Genomic DNA, 16856 nt, shown 5'->3' on the forward strand with positions numbered 1-16856 from the left:
ATCACTGTAGCCCGCACTGGAATTAAAAGCTTGCCAGTGCGGGCTGATGCCGGAGGGAAGCCTGAGCAACTTCCCCATTGGACAAGATCGGGAACGATGAAGCCCTCGATCTAAAGCGCTGTGTCTAAAGGGATTCATGCAGAGTACTTTAAGCCTTTGTTTTTGTGCATGTCGTTGTCTGAAAAACCGCTGCACACTTTTGGGCAACATGCACTAAGCCAACTTTACCTCCGCACCCAGTTTCATCAGCGACTGCTTGGCATCGCCGAACAGCATGGAGGTTTTGGGAGCAACAAAGAGATCGTTCTCGACACCCGAGAAGCCCGCGCCTTTGCCCCGTTTCAGGACAATGACACTTTTGGAATCCGAAACATTAAGGATCGGCATGCCATAAATCGGTGAGGCTTTGTTGGTGCGCGCAGCCGGGTTGACCACGTCATTTGCGCCAATGACAAGTGCGACATCCGCATCACCAAAACGCTCGTTGATATCTTCCAGATCGACGAGCTTGTCGTAAGAGATACCGGCTTCTGCCAGGAGTACGTTCATGTGACCGGGCATGCGCCCGGCAACGGGATGAATGGCGAAACGAACATCCACGCCTCGCTTTTCCAGAAGATCCGTGAGTTCGCGTGCCTGATGCTGCGCTTGCGCGACTGCAAGCCCGTAACCGGGTACGACGATGACGCGCCGGGAAAATGCCAGACGCAATGCTGCGTCATCGCTCTCAATCGGCACCATCTCGCCGCCGACACTGGATTCGGCTGCTTCAATGCTCCCGGCAGAACCGAATGCGCCGAAAAGGACATTGGAAAAGGAGCGATTCATCGCCTTGCTCATGGCAATCGACAGGATGAAGCCACTAGCACCATCGAGCGCACCGACCACGATCAAGATGTTGTTGTCGATGGCAAATCCGGTCGCGACAGCAGCCAAGCCGGCATAGGAATTGAGCAGGGAAACGACAACAGGCATGTCGGCTCCGCCTATCGGCATCACCATGAGGATGCCGACGATGGCGCCGATGAGCGCAATCGCGATGAACAGCTCCATTCTGTATGGTGCAAAGACCAGCCAAGCGAGGCTGACAACACCGATCGCGAATAGCGACAGATTGAAGACATTCTGCCCTTTGTAAGTCACAGGATGGCCCGGGAGTATGCCTTGCAGCTTACCGAAAGCCATCAAACTGCCGGTGACGGTCAGCGAGCCAAAGAATACCTCGAAGCCCAGCGCCAAAGTATGCCCGCCGGTAAGATCCAGTATTTTGTAACTGTGTAGATACTCACCTATGCCGACAAGCGTGGCTGCAATCGCGCCAAAAGCATGGCTAAAGGCAATGCGCTGCGGCATGGCCGTCATCGGCACCCACATACCAAGCGGGTAGCCTATCACCGCGCCGACAAAAGCACCCACGGCCAGCCATTCATACGTGACGATGCGTTGATGCAGAAGTGTTGCAGCGATGGCAATCAACATGCCCAGAGCGGCCATGCGCATGCCTCGTCGTGCCGTATCGGGATGACAAAGAGAACGTAGCGCCAGAATGAAAAAGGTCGCCGCCAGCAAATAGGCCAGTTGGATGAAAATCTCGGTCATTGCTGGTCAGCGCCATTGCGCGCTCCCTTGTTTTGACCAAACATCGCCAGCATGCGGTCAGTTATGAGGAAACCGCCGACGACGTTGGCCATCGCGCAGGCGACAGCGACAGTTCCGAGCACGGTGTTGAGCACGCCTTGCTGGGAACCCGCCAGAACGAGAGACGCGACGAGTGAAATACCGGAAATCGCGTTTGTCGCGGCCATTAGCGGCGTATGTAAAAGGGGAGGAATGCGGCTTATGGTCTGGAAGCCGACAAAGCCGGCGAGCAGAAAAACAAAAAGCTGAATCACAGCTGTGGAAGTCATGACGACCCTTTATAAGATTATGACACTTCAAGCGGCACGAAAATGCTGTGCCGACGCGAATATGCGCAGGAAGTGAAGGTTGAATTTGTGGTGCTGTCACCGCAACAACGGCAACGTTCGTTTGCAGTGCCTGGCCCGTTGTCAGTGCCGGTCAGTTCTGTTTCGACCCGAGAAATGCCGGATGGACGATGGCACCGTTGCGGGTGAGATTGGTGCTTTTGACCAATTCATCTTCCCAGTCGACGGCCAGACCAGGCGTTGCCTGATCGACCATCGTCGTGACGAAGCTGTAAAGATTGCGCGCGTAGAGATTTGAAGCGGTCGCGGCGACCCGTGAAATGGTAGAATTGCCGATAATCTTGACGCCTCGTGATGTGACTACGATCTCGCCGGGCTTTGAGCCCTCAACATTGCCACCCTGCTCGACAGCCAGATCGACCAGCACTGAGCCAGCGCGCATGGAATCAATCATCGCGCGGGTGACCAGTTGCGGTGCCTTGCGTCCCGGGATGAGAGCCGTGGTGATAATGATATCTTGTCGACGCATGTGCGTGGCGACCAGTTCGGCCTGCTTGGCCTGATATTCACGCGACATCTCCTTGGCGTAACCGCCCGATGTCTCCGCCGCCTTGAATTCTTCGTCATCGACGGCAATGAATTTTGCGCCTAGCGATTCGACCTGTTCCCTGACGATGGGGCGAACATCGGTTGCGGAAACAACCGCGCCCAGACGGCGGGCAGTCGCGATGGCCTGAAGTCCGGCAACTCCGGCACCCATCACGAAAACTTGGGCGGCGGGGATGGTTCCGGCAGCCGTCATCATCATCGGCAATGAACGGGTATATTCGGCCGAAGCATCAATGACAGCGCGGTAGCCGGACAGATTTGCCTGGCTGGACAAAACGTCCATGCTTTGCGCACGGGTAATGCGTGGCATCAGTTCCATGGCAAAGGCGGAAATTCCCGAACTCGCCATGACGTCCAATGCTGCCTCGGGCCGATGCGGGTCCATCGTGGCAATGACGATCGCCCCCGGCTTGCAGGCGCGAATTGCATCGCTGTTGGGGCGCTTTACTGACAATACGATGTCGGCATCTTTCACAAGTGCAGATGCATCGGAAACCAGATTGGCACCGGCGTCTTCGAAATCTCCATCGGATATGCCGGCTCCACCGCCCGCACCCCCTGGACAGATACCTTGCCACCCAGCGCTTCATATTTCTTGACCGTCTCTGGTGTAACTGCAACCCGCGCGTCGGTCACCGCGTCGGACAAAACCGCAATATGCATGACCATATTCTCCTGAAATTGGCAGGACGACAGACCCGGTGCATGCCACCAGTTGACCTTACGTCCACTCGCACAATGCGGCGGCGCTTCAATCAAGTCAACCTATTTATAGTAAGATAGAATCATTTGACATTTCCACGAAATCGATTCTCTTCCCTACAGGCCGTGGAATTGCTATGGTGCTTCCTCTGCGTCAGGACTTCTCCAAGTGATATTTTCAGGGACAACCCGTGCACAGCACAGACCGGCAACTTTCCGGTGATGGCGTGAGATGCGACTGGTCAAGTCACTCTATTTGCCATAAGATGGTATGATGAACAAACTTGCATCGATCTATGACCGCAGCCGGGTTCCCCTGTATGTTCAGGTGGCGTCCGTCATGCGACAGCGTATCGACACGGGATTTTGGCTCGAAGGTGACAAGATTTCGACGCTGGAGGAGCTTGAACAAGAATTCGCAGTGGCGCGCGTTACCATTCGCCAAGCGATCGAACTGCTAAGGGAAGAGGGGCTTCTGGACGCCCAGCAGGGCCGAGGCACCTTCGTTTCAGGAAAGCCCAAGCACAACCGCTGGCTCAATCTTGCCACCGATTTCGATTCTGATGATCGCTTCGATCAAGGAAAACGTTCTCAAGCGCGTACACATTGAAGAAAACGCACCGATACCGGAATTGGCGGACGGCGAAGGCCAGCCAGCGGACGGGTACACTTTCCTGAGAAGCGTTCAATACAACAATGGCGAACCGTTTTCCGTCGTCAATCTCTATCTTGCCCAGCATATTTTCGCGAAGAGCCGCAAACTGTTCACGCATGTTGCTGCGCTGCCCAACATTGCCGAGATGGACGATGTTACGGTTACGCATGCCCACCAGACGGTGACGATAGGCGTAGCCGACCCTGAAACCGCAGATTTACTCAAGATCGGCCTTGGCGAACCAACTGCCGATTGCCGCCTGATATTGGTGGATGAAAATGGCATAGCCATTTATGTGGCCAACATTCACTACCACAAGAGCTGCTTCGCCCTTCGCATCGACCTGCTTGAGAATGGCGGGAAGCGCCGTTCCAGGAAGTCCTAAAGCACATCGCGTCCAAAGGGATTCATGCAGCGGCAAGGATGGATGCAGCTGGCGCCCCGACGATGGCCTGATATCGCCCTTCATCAGTAGCGCCTTCAGTGTTGATGACAAATATGCGAGCGGTTGCATCAAGACCAAGCTGGCTGCGCAGTTCCTCGTCGGCTGCCACGCGCTGCAACCCAGCGATACCCGCGCCACCGCTCTCGCCAGCAACAATGGCCGGATCACTATCCAGCGGGCGAGCCAAACGGCGCATCGCTTCGGCAGCATCATCCTCGCCAATAGTCATGAAGGCATCGGCGGCACGGCTAAGCACGCGCCATGCCACGAGGGAGGGTTCATAGCACTCCAGCATGGCCATGATCGTTTCCTCGCCATGCGCGACCTTGACTGGCTCACCAGCCAGCGCACTCGCATATATGCAGGCAGCACGATCGGGCTCGACGACGATCACACGGGGACGCTTCTTGCCATAGGTAACCTTGAAGTAGCCAGCCACCGCTGCAGCCAGACCGCCAACACCAGCCTGAATGAAAATATGGGTGGGCGGTTGCGGCAGTTCGCGCATGGCTTCGTTCAGCATTGCCATATAGCCCTGCATGACCATGGCGGGGATGCGCTCGTAACCCGGCCATGAGGTATCGGATACGACGAGCCAGCCATTTTCGCGGCAAATGCGTTCAGCCTCTGCAACAGAGTCATCATAGGTGCCTTCAATGCGGATCATTTCCGCGCCAAAGCGTGCAATCGCCGCCACCCTTTCGTCGGAAACACCCGAGTGGACGAAGATCGCAGCCTTTGCGCCAACAAGTTGCGCGCCAGCGGCTACAGAACGCCCGTGATTGCCGTCAGTGGCACAGCCAACCGTCATGGAGCGAGCTACTTCCTGAACCTGCGGCGATTTCAGTTCACCTATATCGACTTGCCGCCCCAGCCTCTTGCTTGCTTCTTCAAGCACCAGCCGGATTACCGCATGAGAACCGCCAAGCGCCTTGAAACTACCAAGGCCATGGCGAAAACCTTCGTCCTTGACATGAACAGCGCCCACACCAAGTTGGCGCGCCAACCCACCAAGCGAATGAAGTGGTGTTGGTTTATGATTTTCGCGATAGCTCATGAAACGTTCGACCTCGCGAGCCGCCTCAACGCTCAGAGTTTCGGCATCGACCGGATCGAGCGGATAATTGTGATCGGCGTTGGTGTTCAAGACAAACATAGCGGTATTCCTGTTGCGTTGAGAGAATAATATTGCATCTCAACCGTGATTTGTGCTCTATTTGAGAGAGTTTTATGAAACATTTTTGCGCGGAGAGTGCTTTTGCAAAGAAATCACACCGTTACGCCTTCCAGTCTTGATGCCTTCGATCTGGCAATTCTGGAAATCCTACAACGCGACAACGCCACGCCACAGAGGTTGATCGGCGAAGCGGTCAACCTTTCCGCTGCCGCGGTTCATCGCCGTATCCGACGCCTTGAGGCGGACGGGGTCATCACCGCCAATGTTGCCTGTGTGGACCCGGCACGGGTTGGCCGTCCGATCACCATCGTCGTGGAAGTTGGAATCGAGAGCGAACGGCTTGATCTGCTCGATGCAACCAAGCAGAGCTTTTCAAATACGCCTGAGGTACAGCAATGTTACTATGTGACAGGCGAAGCTGACTTTATCCTCATTCTGACCGTGGCTTCGATGAGCGAGTATGAAGCGCTGACCCGCAAACTGTTCTTCGAGAACGACAATGTGAAGCGCTTCCGCACCCTGGTTGTCATGGACAGGATCAGGGCAGGTATGGCCGTTCCAGTGCAGTCAGCCATGAAGTAATATTAAGTGCCATTTTTGCGAACTGGCTTTGGCACCACATGGCGGCCGTTGAGTGTGTAAAAATGGAGCCGGAACAAGTCCGACTCCATTTTCAATCATCTAACATGGTGGTGAATTTAGATCACCCCCATCTCAATCCGGTTTAACGGACAGGCTGCGAATTGCACCAGTCATAGATGCAGAGTGCCATAACCTTGATCGAAGAAATATAATCATCGATCGAGACATACTCGTCATCGGAGTGCATCACCGCGGTGGAACCGGGCCCGAAGATGACAGTGGGCGTGTCGGCATACTGGTTGAGGAAGCGTGTGTCGGCAGCACCTTGACGACCGCTGATCACCGGCTGTTTGCCTGTCAGTTCGGTAAAGTTCTTCGAGACGAGATCGACGATGGGATGATCACGCGGAATCTCGGAAGCTTGCGCATCATAGCCAACGAAACGTACGACCGGCGGATGATCACGCATCCATTCGTCTTCGGCTGCAAGCTTGGCAATCTTGTCGACAAGGCTTTGCTTGACGCCTTCATGGTCTTCACCGGGCACCGTGCCAATGCTGCCTTTGAGCACCGCGCTTGCCGGGAAAGCACTGGGATAGTTGCCAGCCTGGAAACTGCCGATGATGCATGGAAGTGAATCGATCGCGCTCGGGTAGAGCGGGTGTGAGACGGTTGCAACACGATGGTCTTCGAGTTCCTGAACTGCCTTGACGACCTTGTTGCCCAACTCGATGGCGCTGATACCCATGTAACGCTGCTGGATGCCCGCAGGCTTGCCCTGAACGTCGATCTGGAACCAGATGCGGCCAATACAGGCAGGCTGGACCGCAAGATCGCTGGTTTCGCCGGAGATGCCCGCGTCCGCCTTATAGCCCCGGATAACAGTATCGAGTGTGCCGTGGCCACTGACCTCCTCGTCGATGACGACATTGATCAGGACGTCGCCTTTCGGTGTCAGGCCAAGTTCCTTGAGATACTGGACGGCGAGAATGTGGCTGGCCACACCACTCTTCATGTCGCAGGAGCCACGCCCGTAAATACGTCCGTTTTCAATCTTGGCCGACCAGGGATTGTCGCTCCAGCCTTCGCCATTTCCCACGGGAATAACGTCAGTGTGTCCATTGAGGAGCAGTGAGCGACCGCCGCCGGTGCCCTTCAATGTCGCGACAATGTTGGGGCGGTTTTCATAGCCGCGATCCACCGGTCGGTATCCCGGATGTTTCTTCAAGGCTTCCCAATCCGTTTCCCACATGTCGACATCGAGGCCGATCTTTTCCATGTAGCCGGAAACGAATTTCTGAATAGCGGCTTCATCGCCGGTAACGCTTGGAATGGCGACCATCTCCTGAAGAAAGGAGATCGCCTGATCCCGATGTTCATCGATCTTGTCGAGTATCTTCTGGCGGTTGGCATCACTCATTAGGGGCCTCCGAATTCTTTGTGATGGTCTGGCGTGCCCACGCTAGCGCGGACACTCGACGTAATGGCTTATGGTTCTAGAGCGCCTTGAGGCGAGGAATGATCTCGCGGGCGATCGTTTCTACCTGGTCCATCTGATATTTGTAGGGAACGAAAATGATTTTCTGGACGCCGGCATCAATGTGCGCGCGCAACTGTTCCACGCATTCATCGACAGATCCCATGATTGCGCTTTCGCGGGTGCAATCGCTGTGCTCGGGAAAATCCCATTCCTTGTTGAGCCAATCAAGCATATCATCCTGCACGGCCGCCTTGGACGGGCCAATCATGATGGGCAACTGCGATGCGTTGAGCAACGTATCAGGGTCTTTTCCCGCTTCGGTGGCGAAGTTGCGGATTTTCGCCCAGGATTTCTTGAAGTCCTCTGCGCGATAGAAATAAGTCAGCCAGCCATCGCCTTCAGTTGCAGCGCGTTTCAACACGCGATCGACATAACCGCCGATCAGGATCGGGATCTGCTTCTGCGCAGGCTTGGGATACATCACCGCCTTGGAAATCTTGTGGTTCATGTATTCGCCTGTCACCAGGTCTTCGGTCCAAAGGCGGCGCATGATCTCGAGGTTTTCGTCCATGATCTTGCCGCGCTTTTCGAATGGAACGCCGACAGCATCAAACTCGCGCCTGTACCAGCCGGACGCCATGCCCATGACCATGCGTCCATCCGACAATTGGTCGATGCTCGACAATTGCTTGGCCAACGCCACCGGATTGCGAAGGGGAAGCACGAGAATGCCTGTGCCCATCTTGATGCGGGTGGTGCGCGCGGCAATGCCGGTCAAAACCGTCAGCGAATCGATGATCGGAAAATTCGGGTCGACGCCGAGCAACATATGGTCCCACACCCATACGGAATCGTAGCCGAGTTCCTCGACCCGAACGCCGTAATCAACCAGCTTCCTGGCACTCGGCATTTCAGGATACGCGGTAAAATTGCGCGCGGCGATGCCAAAAGTATTGCTTAATTTCGTCATGTAATTCTCTCCAGATGAATCAGATCAAGCTGTGAAAAGCCGTTCGGGATCGAGAGCCCTCAACAGCGTAAGCTCGAGATCGGTGGGTGGTTCGGTGGTAGCCAGCTTCTCATCAAAGATGAGATCGAAGCCGGTATTGTCCTGAACCTGTTCGCGGGTGACGCCGGGATTGAGGGCAAGAACTTTCATGTGACGTGTCTCATCATCGAAACCGAACACCGCAAGTTCGGTAATCACACGATACATACCGCCCATTGGCAGACCGCTTTCGGCGCGACTATCGCCACCCCGGATAAAGCCGGGACTGGTGATGAAATCCACATTCTTCACAAACCGCCGCTTCTCGTGCTTCATGGCAACGATCATGTTGGTAAGGCTGGAAATGTCATTGCCGCCACCCGTGCCGGGAAGCCGGGTCTTGGGGGTGGCCGGATCACCGATATATGACGAGTTCAAATTGCCCCATTGATCGATCTGGGCTCCACCCATGAAGCCGATGTCGACATAGCCGCGTTGCAACAGCAACAAGACTTCTGCGCTGCCCAACACCATATTGGCGCGCTTCGTGCAGCGCTGATCGTTGGTGGAAGGCGGCAGTTTGCCCGGCTCGACGAATGCGCCAACGACGCCTCCCTCGAACAGGATGGTAAGGCCGGGACAATCCAACTGTTGAGCAAGCGTAGCTGCCAGCAAGGGCGTGCCGACGCCCGCGAATACGACCTGACCGTCGCGCAACTGGCGCGCGCTCAGAATCGCCAGAATTTCGGCGGAGGTATAGCGCGGCTTATCAGTCATTGTAGATGCTCCGACCTTTCTGGCTTGCTTCGAGAAGTTCATCCATGCCGATCAGGGAAAGATATTCGTTCCACGATTTCGGGGCATAGAAGTAGCGTTCGAGATATTCGCGCATGCCCTCGACCGGGTCCGCGTTGACCTGCTTCACATAGGCTTCCATGTGCTTCATCATCGGCTCATAAAGGCCGTAGCACTCATGCGGAGCTGAGCCGTAAGGCACTTCCACCACAGCATCGACACAGAAGAACGCAATCTTCGTCTGATCCGGTGCACGGCGTATCTGGTCATTGGAAACGATACGCTCGGTGGTCAGGATCACCTTGTTGGCGGCCAGCGCCAGATCGATATCCATGAACTGTAACCCGTCGATCTGGGCATTGCCATAAGCATCGCAGCGCTGAACATGAATGATCGCAACATCGGGATTGAGAGCAGGAACCAGAAGAAGTTGCTCGCCCGTGAACGGACACTCGATCTGCTTGGCCTCTGGGCGCTGCTTCAAGACATCGGAGCCGAGCATCGGACGCATCGGCATGAACGGCACCCCCATACCGCCAGCACGGAACCGCATGCCGACGCCCATATGGCTCCATTCGTCATAACGCTTGCCCTGCGTCTCGACGTGGTGACGCATCACTTTGGAAAGGCCCCAGAGGATGCCTTGGGCGAACCAGCTGGTAATGATGTGATCAGACACACCGGACCCGAACAGGAGATCGCCATCGGTAGAAACAATGCAACGCGAGCAGGAAAGGTTCTTGCGGCGTTGCCGGATCAATTCCCAGATCATGGCCATAGGCGTGCGCGACATGGTCGAGCCACCAATGCCGACCTGCATGCCATCCTGGACAAGTGAGGCAGCCTCTTCCAGCGACATTACCTTTTCGCGCAGGCTTCTGTCGCGCTGGGAAAGTTCGTTCCTCAGCTGCTTGTAAGGTTTTACCTCAGCTTCGAGCACACATGTCTCCTTTCATAACAATAAGTCGCGCTCGGTCAGTTGAGGCCGACTTCAGCGTTGAATTCGTTGATTAATTTATCCCAAGCGGGAATGGATGCAGCGATACCGTCCCAGAATGACTGGTTCTTGCGGCTGTCGAAATCTTCCAGCGCAATATCTTGCTGTTCGACCCAGCTATAGTAGCCGAGATTAAAAATACGCCGGCGGTCAGGCTGGCCGAGTTCCAAGACATGCTCGTCCGACAACTCTTCAAGGCAGGATGAGAAGACCATTCTCGCATCCGTCGCCGAAAAGCCATTGGCATAGAATTTCGATTCTGTAGCCTGCATCTCCGTCGTGTAGAGACGTGCGCTGTCGGTGGCGATCGTCATGACGACGTCGTCGGGTCCGTAATCCATGTAACGTGCGAGTTTTATCGACGCGACGATATTGGCGAGACCGGAAATGCCGACCTCACCGAAAGCCTCTATAAGATCGGATGCTATATCCGGGCGCTCTGCCAGATAGGCTTTCCCCGTCGGCGAGTTGAACAGCAGATTGAGCTTGTCGCTGAAACGATCAGAGACGGCTATCACATAGTCCGTGTTCATGACGTTATGGATCAGCGGAATATGCTTATCGCCAATGCCCTGAATGTTGTGTTCGCCATAGCCATTCTCAAGCATCGTCGGGCATTCCAGCGCCTCGACAGCCGCTATGCGGGTTCCGAACGTTGCTTTCAGATGATCTCCGGCGGCGATGGTTCCTGCCGACCCGGTGGCAGACACGAAGGCCGCGAGCCGGTTCGCACCGCCTGCGTCGCGCAGATGCGTGAAAACCCGATCGCATGCGCCGCCGGTGCAGGCATGATGGGCCATGTAATTGGAGAAGGCGGAGAATTGGTTGAGGATGACATTTTCCTCATTTTCCGCCAGTTCATGACACTTGTCGTAGATTTCCTTGACGTTGCTTTCCGTGCCTACGGTACGCACGATATGAGAGGGATCCGCGATCCAGCTTTCGAGCCACTCATAGCGTTCGCGGCTCATGCCCTCTGGCAAAACGGCGACGCCGTCGCAGCCGAGAATACGTGAAATCGCCACGCCGCCACGGCAGTAATTTCCGGTCGACGGCCAAATGGCGCGATGGTGATCAGGGTCAAACTGCCCGGTTACCAGGCGCGTTACCAGACCCGCATAGGCAGGCAGAACCTTGTGAGCACCAATCATGGGAAAACGCGAGCCAAGCAACACGACAATGGGCGCCCGCACTCCAGTCAGGGCTGGCGGCAACACGATATGAGCAGGAACATCAACGCGCCCGCGCCGGTCAGGACTGTTATACCAGTGAACGCGCCACAGGTTTTCGGCGCTCGGCGCATCCGGGTCCACACCTTCGAGACGCCGTTCAATGTCGGCGGGCATCGAGGCACGACCCGCAAGCTGGGCAAATGTAGGCAGAGCGATGCCGCGCGCGCAGGCGCGCTTGACGGCCGCGCTTCGTGTCTGCGCATCCGTCACTTCCGGCATGGTCACAAAATCTGGCGCTGCCATTTTCAACCTCTGTCAGTTGTTCGCCACTTCATGCAGCGCTCTAAAAATCTTATCATACTGATGTTAGTAACACTAGCCTGAGATACGAAGATTCCCACACACGGATTCAACGTGCGGTTATCGCGTAGATTCAGCTGGCTTGCGCGCTTTGGAGAACCTCCGGCATCGCAATCTGGTCCTGGAGATGCGCGTGTCCGTGTTCTCCGCCATGAGTTGATGGGTTGCCGTAGATGGTGTTGCGCTGACGCGGCAGACGCCCCGACGTGCGAATGATTTCCTCCATTGCAGGCGGTGTCATTTCCTGTCCATAGCTGGCACCGGCCGATCGCGAAATGCTTTCATCCATCAGCGTTCCACCAAGATCGTTGACGCCTGCATTCAGGCAATGGCGTACGCCGTCCGGACCGAGCTTGACCCAGGAGGCCTGAATGTTGGTGATATGCGGATGCAAGGCGAGGCGCGCCACCGCATGCATCAGGATGGATTCCCGGAATGTCGGTCCCGGACGCGACTTGCCCTTGAGATAAATGGGCGCTTCCATGTGGACGAATGGCAAGGGCACAAATTCCGTAAACCCTCCGGTTTCCATCTGGAGATCGCGTACGCGGATCAAATGACGGGCCCAATGTTCATAGCGATCGATGTGACCGAACATGATGGTCGCGGTGGTACGATAGCCAAGGCCATGGGCGGCGCGCATCACGTCAAGCCATTCATCGGTCTTGATCTTGTCAGCGCACAACAGCGCGCGCACTTCATCATCGAGAATTTCAGCAGCCGTTCCCGGCAATGTATCAAGGCCGGCTTCCTTCAACTGGCGCAGGAATTCGACAACGGGAATGCCGAGCGTTTTGGCACCCTGCCAGACTTCGAGCGGCGAGAAAGCATGCATGTGCATGGCCGGTACGCTGCCTTTCACCGCTGCACAGATTTCCAGATATTTCTTGCCGGTATAGGATGGGTGGATGCCGCCTTGCATGCAGACTTCTGTCGCACCGCGCTCCCACGCTTCGCGTACCCGTTCGGCCACTTCTGTCATTTCCAGATCATAAGGCCGGCCACGCAGATTCTCGCTGAGTTTGCCCTTGGAGAAAGCACAGAACTGACATTTGAAATAACAGATGTTGGTGTAGTTGATGTTGCGCGTGACAACGTAGCTGACAACATCGCCGTTGACCTTGCGTCGCAGATCATCCGCCGCGCGGCAAACAGCGGAAAAATCGGCCCCGCGGGCACGAAACAGCCGCACGATGTCGGCCTCGACTAGTGGCTTGGCGCTCGCCGCCTTGACGAGGATCGACGCGATGTCGCTCGACACTGGCGCGCCGGCGGGAGCCTTGAGCAATGCAATATCGGCCAGCGGCAGCGCATCGGCGCGCCCGGGGCACCAACCATCCGTGCGCGGGCGCCCATCGGCATCAACGAAATTATAGAATGGCGCCCGCATTTTCGGATCGACCCAACGCAGCGCGTCACGAGCGAAGGCTGGATAGATTGCGAGCCGTTCGACGAGGGTTTTACCGGCGGTCTTAGTGGCTGTTTCAAGTTCGCGTAGATGCGGCCATGGCGCTTCCGGATTGACATGATCCGGGGTCACCGGCGACACACCGCCCCAGTCGTTGATACCGGCACAGACCAGTTGGGTAAGCACGCCCGGACTCAGGTTGGGGGAGCCTGGATATTCATTTCCGGCTCGAACAGCAACCTTGCCACGGCAATGGTCCACAAATGGTCCTCGAGCGAAGGTGCTTCAACATTGGCCATGCGGGTGCCAAGTTTTGGCCGGAAATTCTGAACGATGATTTCCTGAATATGCCCGTGCTGGTCATTGATGTCGCGCAAGGCCAGCAACGCGTCGATGCGCTCGGCACGCGTTTCACCAATGCCGATCAAAATGCCAGTGGTGAACGGAACGGCCTGCTTGCCCGCTTCGTTGATTGTTTCAAGGCGTGCCGCAGGCACCTTGTCGGGCGAGCCGTAATGGGCACCACCCTTGGCGCAAAGACGCTGCGATGTGCTTTCAAGCATGATGCCTTGCGAAATCGACACACGGCGAAGCGAAGCAACATCCTCGCTCGTCAGCAATCCCGGATTGACGTGGGGTAGAAGGCCCGTCTCACGCAATACCATTTCGGCCATCTCAGCGAGATAGGATAGCGTTGTCGCATGACCCAATTCCGCGAGTTCCTCACGAGCCTGCCTGTAGCGAAGTTCAGGCTTGTCGCCCAAGGTAAAGAGCGCCTCTTTACAACCGGCTTTCTTGCCAGCCTCGGCGATTGCGAGAACTTCTTCGCGGGTCATGAAGGCGCGCTCACCCTTGCGGGGCGGATGCGCGAAGGTGCAGTAGTGACAAACGTCGCGACAAAGCTGCGTCAGCGGAATGAAGACCTTTCGCGAATAGGATACATCATTGCCATGGGCAGCGTCGCGGCGGGCCGCTGCAGCCGACATCAGCGACGACAAATCCTCGATATCCACGAGTGAAAGCGCTTCTTCACGAGTCAGGCGGCGATCCTGCGCGAACTTGGTAAATTGCAACTGGCCGCTCATAGCACCGATACCTCCTTTGCTGATCCGGCCAAGGCCGGAAAGTACGTGGGCGCCGCGCGCGCCAGGCAAGCGCGCGTATGGCTCGCCGGATTGTTAGTGTGCGTAAAGACGAGGTCCGCAGCGACATCTATGTCGTGGCCAGCGCCTTCAAGGTTCATCGTTATGGGTTCAATCCCGGCAGCGCGCGCCGCTGCAACGTGACGGGCAAAACTGTTCGTTCCGAACATGGGTTGCAGACTTGATGGAGGTGATACGGCCAATATGTTGGTCCCACCGTCGCGAATTGCAGGTGCAATGACCACAGGGCTGAAACGCATGGCAGCAAGCACCGCGTTGAGTTCCGGCAATGTAAGGAAAGGAATATCTGCCGGAACAACCACGACGCCATCCTTATGCGCCGCATCAAGCCAGCGCATTCCATGCGCGATGGCCGCATTGAGCCCGATCTCGTCAGGGTCGGGAATAACGGCGGCCCCGAAAGAATCGGCGACCAGCGCGATTTCCGCGTCGTTGGTTACGACGAGGATGCCCGAAAGGCCGCTAGCGCAGGCCAGCGTTCTCAACACATCACGAAACATCGCCCGTGCGAGCGTTTTACGCATCTGTGAATCGAGCACGTCGGACAGGCGCGATTTGGCCTGATCCAATTGCTTGGCCGGCACCAGCGCCCATATGCCTGCCGGCTTGTGGGTGCTTGCCGTCATTGGCTTGCCCTCGCTGCAAGTTCTTGACCGCAATGGAGTTGATCGGCGAACGCGAGCACTTCATGGGCCAGCCTTTCGCGCTCATCGTCATTGGTCATCAAGGTGGGGGCAACATGAACACGCACACCAATAGTGTCGCGATCGGCTGCATCTGCCTCGTCGATGATGAGGCCATGCAGCAGACCACCATAGTGCTGCGATATGGCGTGCGATGTGGCCGGTATGCCAAGTTCGGCCATGATCTTGACCGTCGGTCCCTTGACCGCCGCTCCGCCAATTATCGGCGATACAGCGACGACCGGCACTTTCGCCTGCTCCAGTGCCGCGCGAATTCCTGGTGCCGCAAGAATAGGATCAATACTCAGAAATGGATTGGATGGGCAAATGATGATGGCGCGCAAATCCGGTGCGCGTAGCGCTTCCAGTACAGCGGCGGACGGCCGGGCTTTGTCGACGCCTTCGAAAACGATGCCATTGAGCTGTGGCGTGCAACGGCGTTCAACGAAATAGCGCTGGAAAGGAAGATACCCCTCGGATGTCGCCACCATGGTGCGTATCGGGTCATCGCACATCGGCAGGATTCGCGCAGGAATACCGTGACGCTCGCCTGCCTCGCTCATGAAATCGGTCAGCGTACGCCCCAAGCTTAGCTGATGGGTGCGCTGAACATGCAAGGCCAGGTCGCGGTCGCCAAGACGGAACCATGTTTCGCCGCCGAGATGATCGAGCGCTTCCATGAAATTCCAGCTTTCATCGCCACGGCCCCAGCCCAATTCCTTGTTGGCGATGCCGCTGAGCGTATAAAGAACCGTATCGAGATCGGGCGAAACCAGCAGCCCGAGATGCTCGAAATCGTCTCCCGTATTGACGATGACCGTGAGATCCGAGCCGAGCGCGCGGGTCAAGCCGAATGCCAGCTTGGCACCGCCAACGCCTCCGCAAAGCGCCACGACACGCCCGTCGGTTTTCGTCGTGATTGCTTGTTTTGCGCCCACCACACTCATCGAAACATGTCTCTTTCCCGGTTCCTGATCAGCGACGATGCCGGCCGACCTGGAGCCGAAGTGCGCACGCCGCGGATATGGACTACGGGAAGCCCTTCATCAGCCTGCCCCATCAAAAGTGACGCTGCCGATGCCAGTTCATCGCCGAAGCCGATCTCGGTTACCTTTAACTCGCGCCCGAACAGATCCTTGCTGCCAACACGATCTACCACCGATGGAATGCCGGCGGCACCTAAGGCCACACCGACAATGCCGTTGCGCCATGGACGCCCGAAACTGTCATTGATGACAATGCCGATATCGACACCAAATTCCACATCCAGACGCCGCTTCAACTCAGCCGCCGAACCGTCAGGGTCGCGCGGCAACAGAAGAACCCGGCTACCGCTATCGCCATGACTGATATTGGATTCATCTATCCCGGCATTGGCCATGACGAAACCAAGCTTATGCGCGGCGATGATGACATTCTCGCCGACCTTCACGATATCCTCGGATTCGGTCAGTACCACCTCCACATGGCGCGGATCTTTTCGAAGCCTGGTTGCGAGTTCACGCGCCCTCTCGGAAGGCTTTACGTCGCTGAGATCGACATAACATCCTTCCGCCTTCGACACGATTTTCTGGGCAAGAACCAGAATATCGCCATCAACAAGCCCGAGACCGCTTTTTTGAGCGCACCGATAACGATCCCGGCGAGATCGTCACCTGGTTCGACCAGCGGGATACCCGGCAAGGCAGTCAATGAAACGGGCGCGACAGGCATTC

At 56.4% G+C, this 16856-nt stretch carries 17 protein-coding genes and 2 pseudogenes; 3 read left to right on the forward strand and 16 right to left on the reverse strand.

Features of this window, described 5'->3' with window-relative positions; translation table 11 throughout:
• Nucleotides 1–213: 213 nt before the first annotated feature.
• The 5 genes and pseudogenes from AC0L7S_RS06070 to AC0L7S_RS06090 all read right to left on the reverse strand — a co-directional run bounded on the left by AC0L7S_RS06070 (nucleotide 214) and on the right by AC0L7S_RS06090 (nucleotide 3197).
• Complete coding sequence (locus AC0L7S_RS06070; protein ID WP_473473527.1) at nucleotides 214–1599, reverse strand: NAD(P)(+) transhydrogenase (Re/Si-specific) subunit beta; 1386 nt, start codon at nucleotides 1597–1599, stop codon at nucleotides 214–216.
• Nucleotides 1596–1907: an NAD(P) transhydrogenase subunit alpha part 2 gene (locus tag AC0L7S_RS06075; protein WP_473473528.1), complete on the reverse strand. Its 312-nt coding sequence runs from the start codon at nucleotides 1905–1907 to the stop codon at nucleotides 1596–1598. Before AC0L7S_RS06075 ends, AC0L7S_RS06070 begins: the two co-directional genes overlap by 4 nt.
• A gap of 151 nt (nucleotides 1908–2058) precedes the next feature.
• Nucleotides 2059–2817 (reverse strand): Rossmann-fold NAD(P)-binding domain-containing protein, encoded by a 759-nt coding sequence (locus AC0L7S_RS06080; RefSeq protein ID WP_473473529.1) that lies wholly within the window; start codon nucleotides 2815–2817, stop codon nucleotides 2059–2061.
• A gap of 30 nt (nucleotides 2818–2847) precedes the next feature.
• A pseudogene (locus AC0L7S_RS06085) lies at nucleotides 2848–3069 on the reverse strand (NAD(P)(+) transhydrogenase (Re/Si-specific) subunit alpha); the annotation flags it as partial.
• Nucleotides 3006–3197 (reverse strand): hypothetical protein, encoded by a 192-nt coding sequence (locus AC0L7S_RS06090; protein ID WP_473473530.1) that lies wholly within the window; start codon nucleotides 3195–3197, stop codon nucleotides 3006–3008. The pseudogene AC0L7S_RS06085 and the gene AC0L7S_RS06090, both read right to left, overlap by 64 nt.
• Before the next feature lie 313 nt (nucleotides 3198–3510).
• On the opposite strand from AC0L7S_RS06090, the gene AC0L7S_RS06095 reads away from it, so the two are divergent.
• Together AC0L7S_RS06095 and AC0L7S_RS06100 are read left to right on the forward strand one after the other, a co-directional pair.
• Nucleotides 3511–3846 carry a GntR family transcriptional regulator gene (locus tag AC0L7S_RS06095; protein WP_473473531.1) on the forward strand — a complete coding sequence of 112 codons (336 nt, stop codon included), beginning with the start codon at nucleotides 3511–3513 and terminating at the stop codon, nucleotides 3844–3846.
• On the forward strand, nucleotides 3800–4276 hold the full coding sequence (locus AC0L7S_RS06100) for a UTRA domain-containing protein (protein ID WP_473473532.1): 477 nt from the start codon (nucleotides 3800–3802) through the stop codon (nucleotides 4274–4276). The genes AC0L7S_RS06095 and AC0L7S_RS06100 overlap by 47 nt, the downstream gene beginning before the upstream one ends.
• Before the next feature lie 22 nt (nucleotides 4277–4298).
• On the opposite strand, the gene AC0L7S_RS06105 is transcribed toward AC0L7S_RS06100, so the two are convergent.
• Nucleotides 4299–5492 carry a diaminopropionate ammonia-lyase gene (locus AC0L7S_RS06105; RefSeq protein ID WP_473473533.1) on the reverse strand — a complete coding sequence of 398 codons (1194 nt, stop codon included), beginning with the start codon at nucleotides 5490–5492 and terminating at the stop codon, nucleotides 4299–4301.
• Between the two features lie 102 nt (nucleotides 5493–5594).
• On the opposite strand from AC0L7S_RS06105, the gene AC0L7S_RS06110 reads away from it, so the two are divergent.
• Nucleotides 5595–6095 carry an Lrp/AsnC family transcriptional regulator gene (locus AC0L7S_RS06110; RefSeq protein ID WP_473473534.1) on the forward strand — a complete coding sequence of 167 codons (501 nt, stop codon included), beginning with the start codon at nucleotides 5595–5597 and terminating at the stop codon, nucleotides 6093–6095.
• A gap of 142 nt (nucleotides 6096–6237) precedes the next feature.
• Here the strand turns inward: AC0L7S_RS06110 and AC0L7S_RS06115 are convergent, their stop codons facing one another.
• From AC0L7S_RS06115 to cofE, 10 genes and pseudogenes are all read right to left on the reverse strand, one after another.
• Complete coding sequence (locus AC0L7S_RS06115) at nucleotides 6238–7515, reverse strand: ArgE/DapE family deacylase (protein WP_473473535.1); 1278 nt, start codon at nucleotides 7513–7515, stop codon at nucleotides 6238–6240.
• A gap of 76 nt (nucleotides 7516–7591) precedes the next feature.
• A complete protein-coding gene (locus AC0L7S_RS06120; protein WP_473473536.1) occupies nucleotides 7592–8545 on the reverse strand; it encodes an LLM class flavin-dependent oxidoreductase in 954 nt (317 codons plus the stop codon).
• Between the two features lie 24 nt (nucleotides 8546–8569).
• The gene (locus tag AC0L7S_RS06125; protein ID WP_473473537.1) at nucleotides 8570–9340 is read right to left on the reverse strand and encodes a CoA-transferase subunit beta; all 771 of its coding nucleotides are present in this window, start codon (nucleotides 9338–9340) and stop codon (nucleotides 8570–8572) included.
• Complete coding sequence (locus AC0L7S_RS06130) at nucleotides 9333–10298, reverse strand: CoA transferase subunit A (RefSeq protein ID WP_473473538.1); 966 nt, start codon at nucleotides 10296–10298, stop codon at nucleotides 9333–9335. Before AC0L7S_RS06130 ends, AC0L7S_RS06125 begins: the two co-directional genes overlap by 8 nt.
• 35 nt (nucleotides 10299–10333) lie before the next feature.
• On the reverse strand, nucleotides 10334–11830 hold the full coding sequence (locus AC0L7S_RS06135; protein WP_473473539.1) for a pyridoxal-phosphate dependent enzyme: 1497 nt from the start codon (nucleotides 11828–11830) through the stop codon (nucleotides 10334–10336).
• A 130-nt stretch (nucleotides 11831–11960) separates the two neighbouring features.
• Nucleotides 11961–13481: a 5-amino-6-(D-ribitylamino)uracil--L-tyrosine 4-hydroxyphenyl transferase CofH gene (cofH, locus tag AC0L7S_RS06140; RefSeq protein WP_473473540.1), complete on the reverse strand. Its 1521-nt coding sequence runs from the start codon at nucleotides 13479–13481 to the stop codon at nucleotides 11961–11963.
• Between the two features lie 8 nt (nucleotides 13482–13489).
• Complete coding sequence (cofG, locus tag AC0L7S_RS06145; RefSeq protein WP_473473542.1) at nucleotides 13490–14380, reverse strand: 7,8-didemethyl-8-hydroxy-5-deazariboflavin synthase CofG; 891 nt, start codon at nucleotides 14378–14380, stop codon at nucleotides 13490–13492.
• Entirely contained in the window at nucleotides 14377–15084 is a 708-nt protein-coding gene (gene cofC, locus AC0L7S_RS06150; protein ID WP_473473543.1) for a 2-phospho-L-lactate guanylyltransferase, read from the reverse strand. The genes cofG and cofC overlap by 4 nt, the downstream gene beginning before the upstream one ends.
• Nucleotides 15081–16088, reverse strand: a complete 1008-nt coding sequence (gene cofD / locus AC0L7S_RS06155) for a 2-phospho-L-lactate transferase (RefSeq protein WP_473473544.1) — start codon at nucleotides 16086–16088, stop codon at nucleotides 15081–15083. The genes cofC and cofD overlap by 4 nt, the downstream gene beginning before the upstream one ends.
• Nucleotides 16085–16854: pseudogene (gene cofE / locus AC0L7S_RS06160) on the reverse strand (coenzyme F420-0:L-glutamate ligase). The gene cofD and the pseudogene cofE overlap by 4 nt, the downstream one beginning before the upstream one ends.
• Nucleotides 16855–16856: the final 2 nt, after the last annotated feature.

The organism is Mesorhizobium sp. G2-6-1 (assembly GCF_055809095.1).

Coding starts and splice junctions, on each gene's coding strand:
- AC0L7S_RS06100 (WP_473473532.1), top strand. CDS start 3,800: ATGATCGCTTCGATCAAGGAAAACGTTCTCAAGCGCGTACACATTGAA.
- AC0L7S_RS06135 (WP_473473539.1), bottom strand. CDS start 11,830: ATGGCAGCGCCAGATTTTGTGACCATGCCGGAAGTGACGGATGCGCAG.
- cofD (WP_473473544.1), bottom strand. CDS start 16,088: ATGAGTGTGGTGGGCGCAAAACAAGCAATCACGACGAAAACCGACGGG.
- AC0L7S_RS06115 (WP_473473535.1), bottom strand. CDS start 7,515: ATGAGTGATGCCAACCGCCAGAAGATACTCGACAAGATCGATGAACAT.
- AC0L7S_RS06125 (WP_473473537.1), bottom strand. CDS start 9,340: ATGACTGATAAGCCGCGCTATACCTCCGCCGAAATTCTGGCGATTCTG.
- AC0L7S_RS06090 (WP_473473530.1), bottom strand. CDS start 3,197: ATGCATATTGCGGTTTTGTCCGACGCGGTGACCGACGCGCGGGTTGCA.
- AC0L7S_RS06080 (WP_473473529.1), bottom strand. CDS start 2,817: ATGGACGTTTTGTCCAGCCAGGCAAATCTGTCCGGCTACCGCGCTGTC.
- AC0L7S_RS06070 (WP_473473527.1), bottom strand. CDS start 1,599: ATGACCGAGATTTTCATCCAACTGGCCTATTTGCTGGCGGCGACCTTT.
- cofG (WP_473473542.1), bottom strand. CDS start 14,380: ATGAGCGGCCAGTTGCAATTTACCAAGTTCGCGCAGGATCGCCGCCTG.
- AC0L7S_RS06105 (WP_473473533.1), bottom strand. CDS start 5,492: ATGTTTGTCTTGAACACCAACGCCGATCACAATTATCCGCTCGATCCG.
- AC0L7S_RS06095 (WP_473473531.1), top strand. CDS start 3,511: ATGAACAAACTTGCATCGATCTATGACCGCAGCCGGGTTCCCCTGTAT.
- cofC (WP_473473543.1), bottom strand. CDS start 15,084: ATGACGGCAAGCACCCACAAGCCGGCAGGCATATGGGCGCTGGTGCCG.
- AC0L7S_RS06075 (WP_473473528.1), bottom strand. CDS start 1,907: ATGACTTCCACAGCTGTGATTCAGCTTTTTGTTTTTCTGCTCGCCGGC.
- AC0L7S_RS06120 (WP_473473536.1), bottom strand. CDS start 8,545: ATGACGAAATTAAGCAATACTTTTGGCATCGCCGCGCGCAATTTTACC.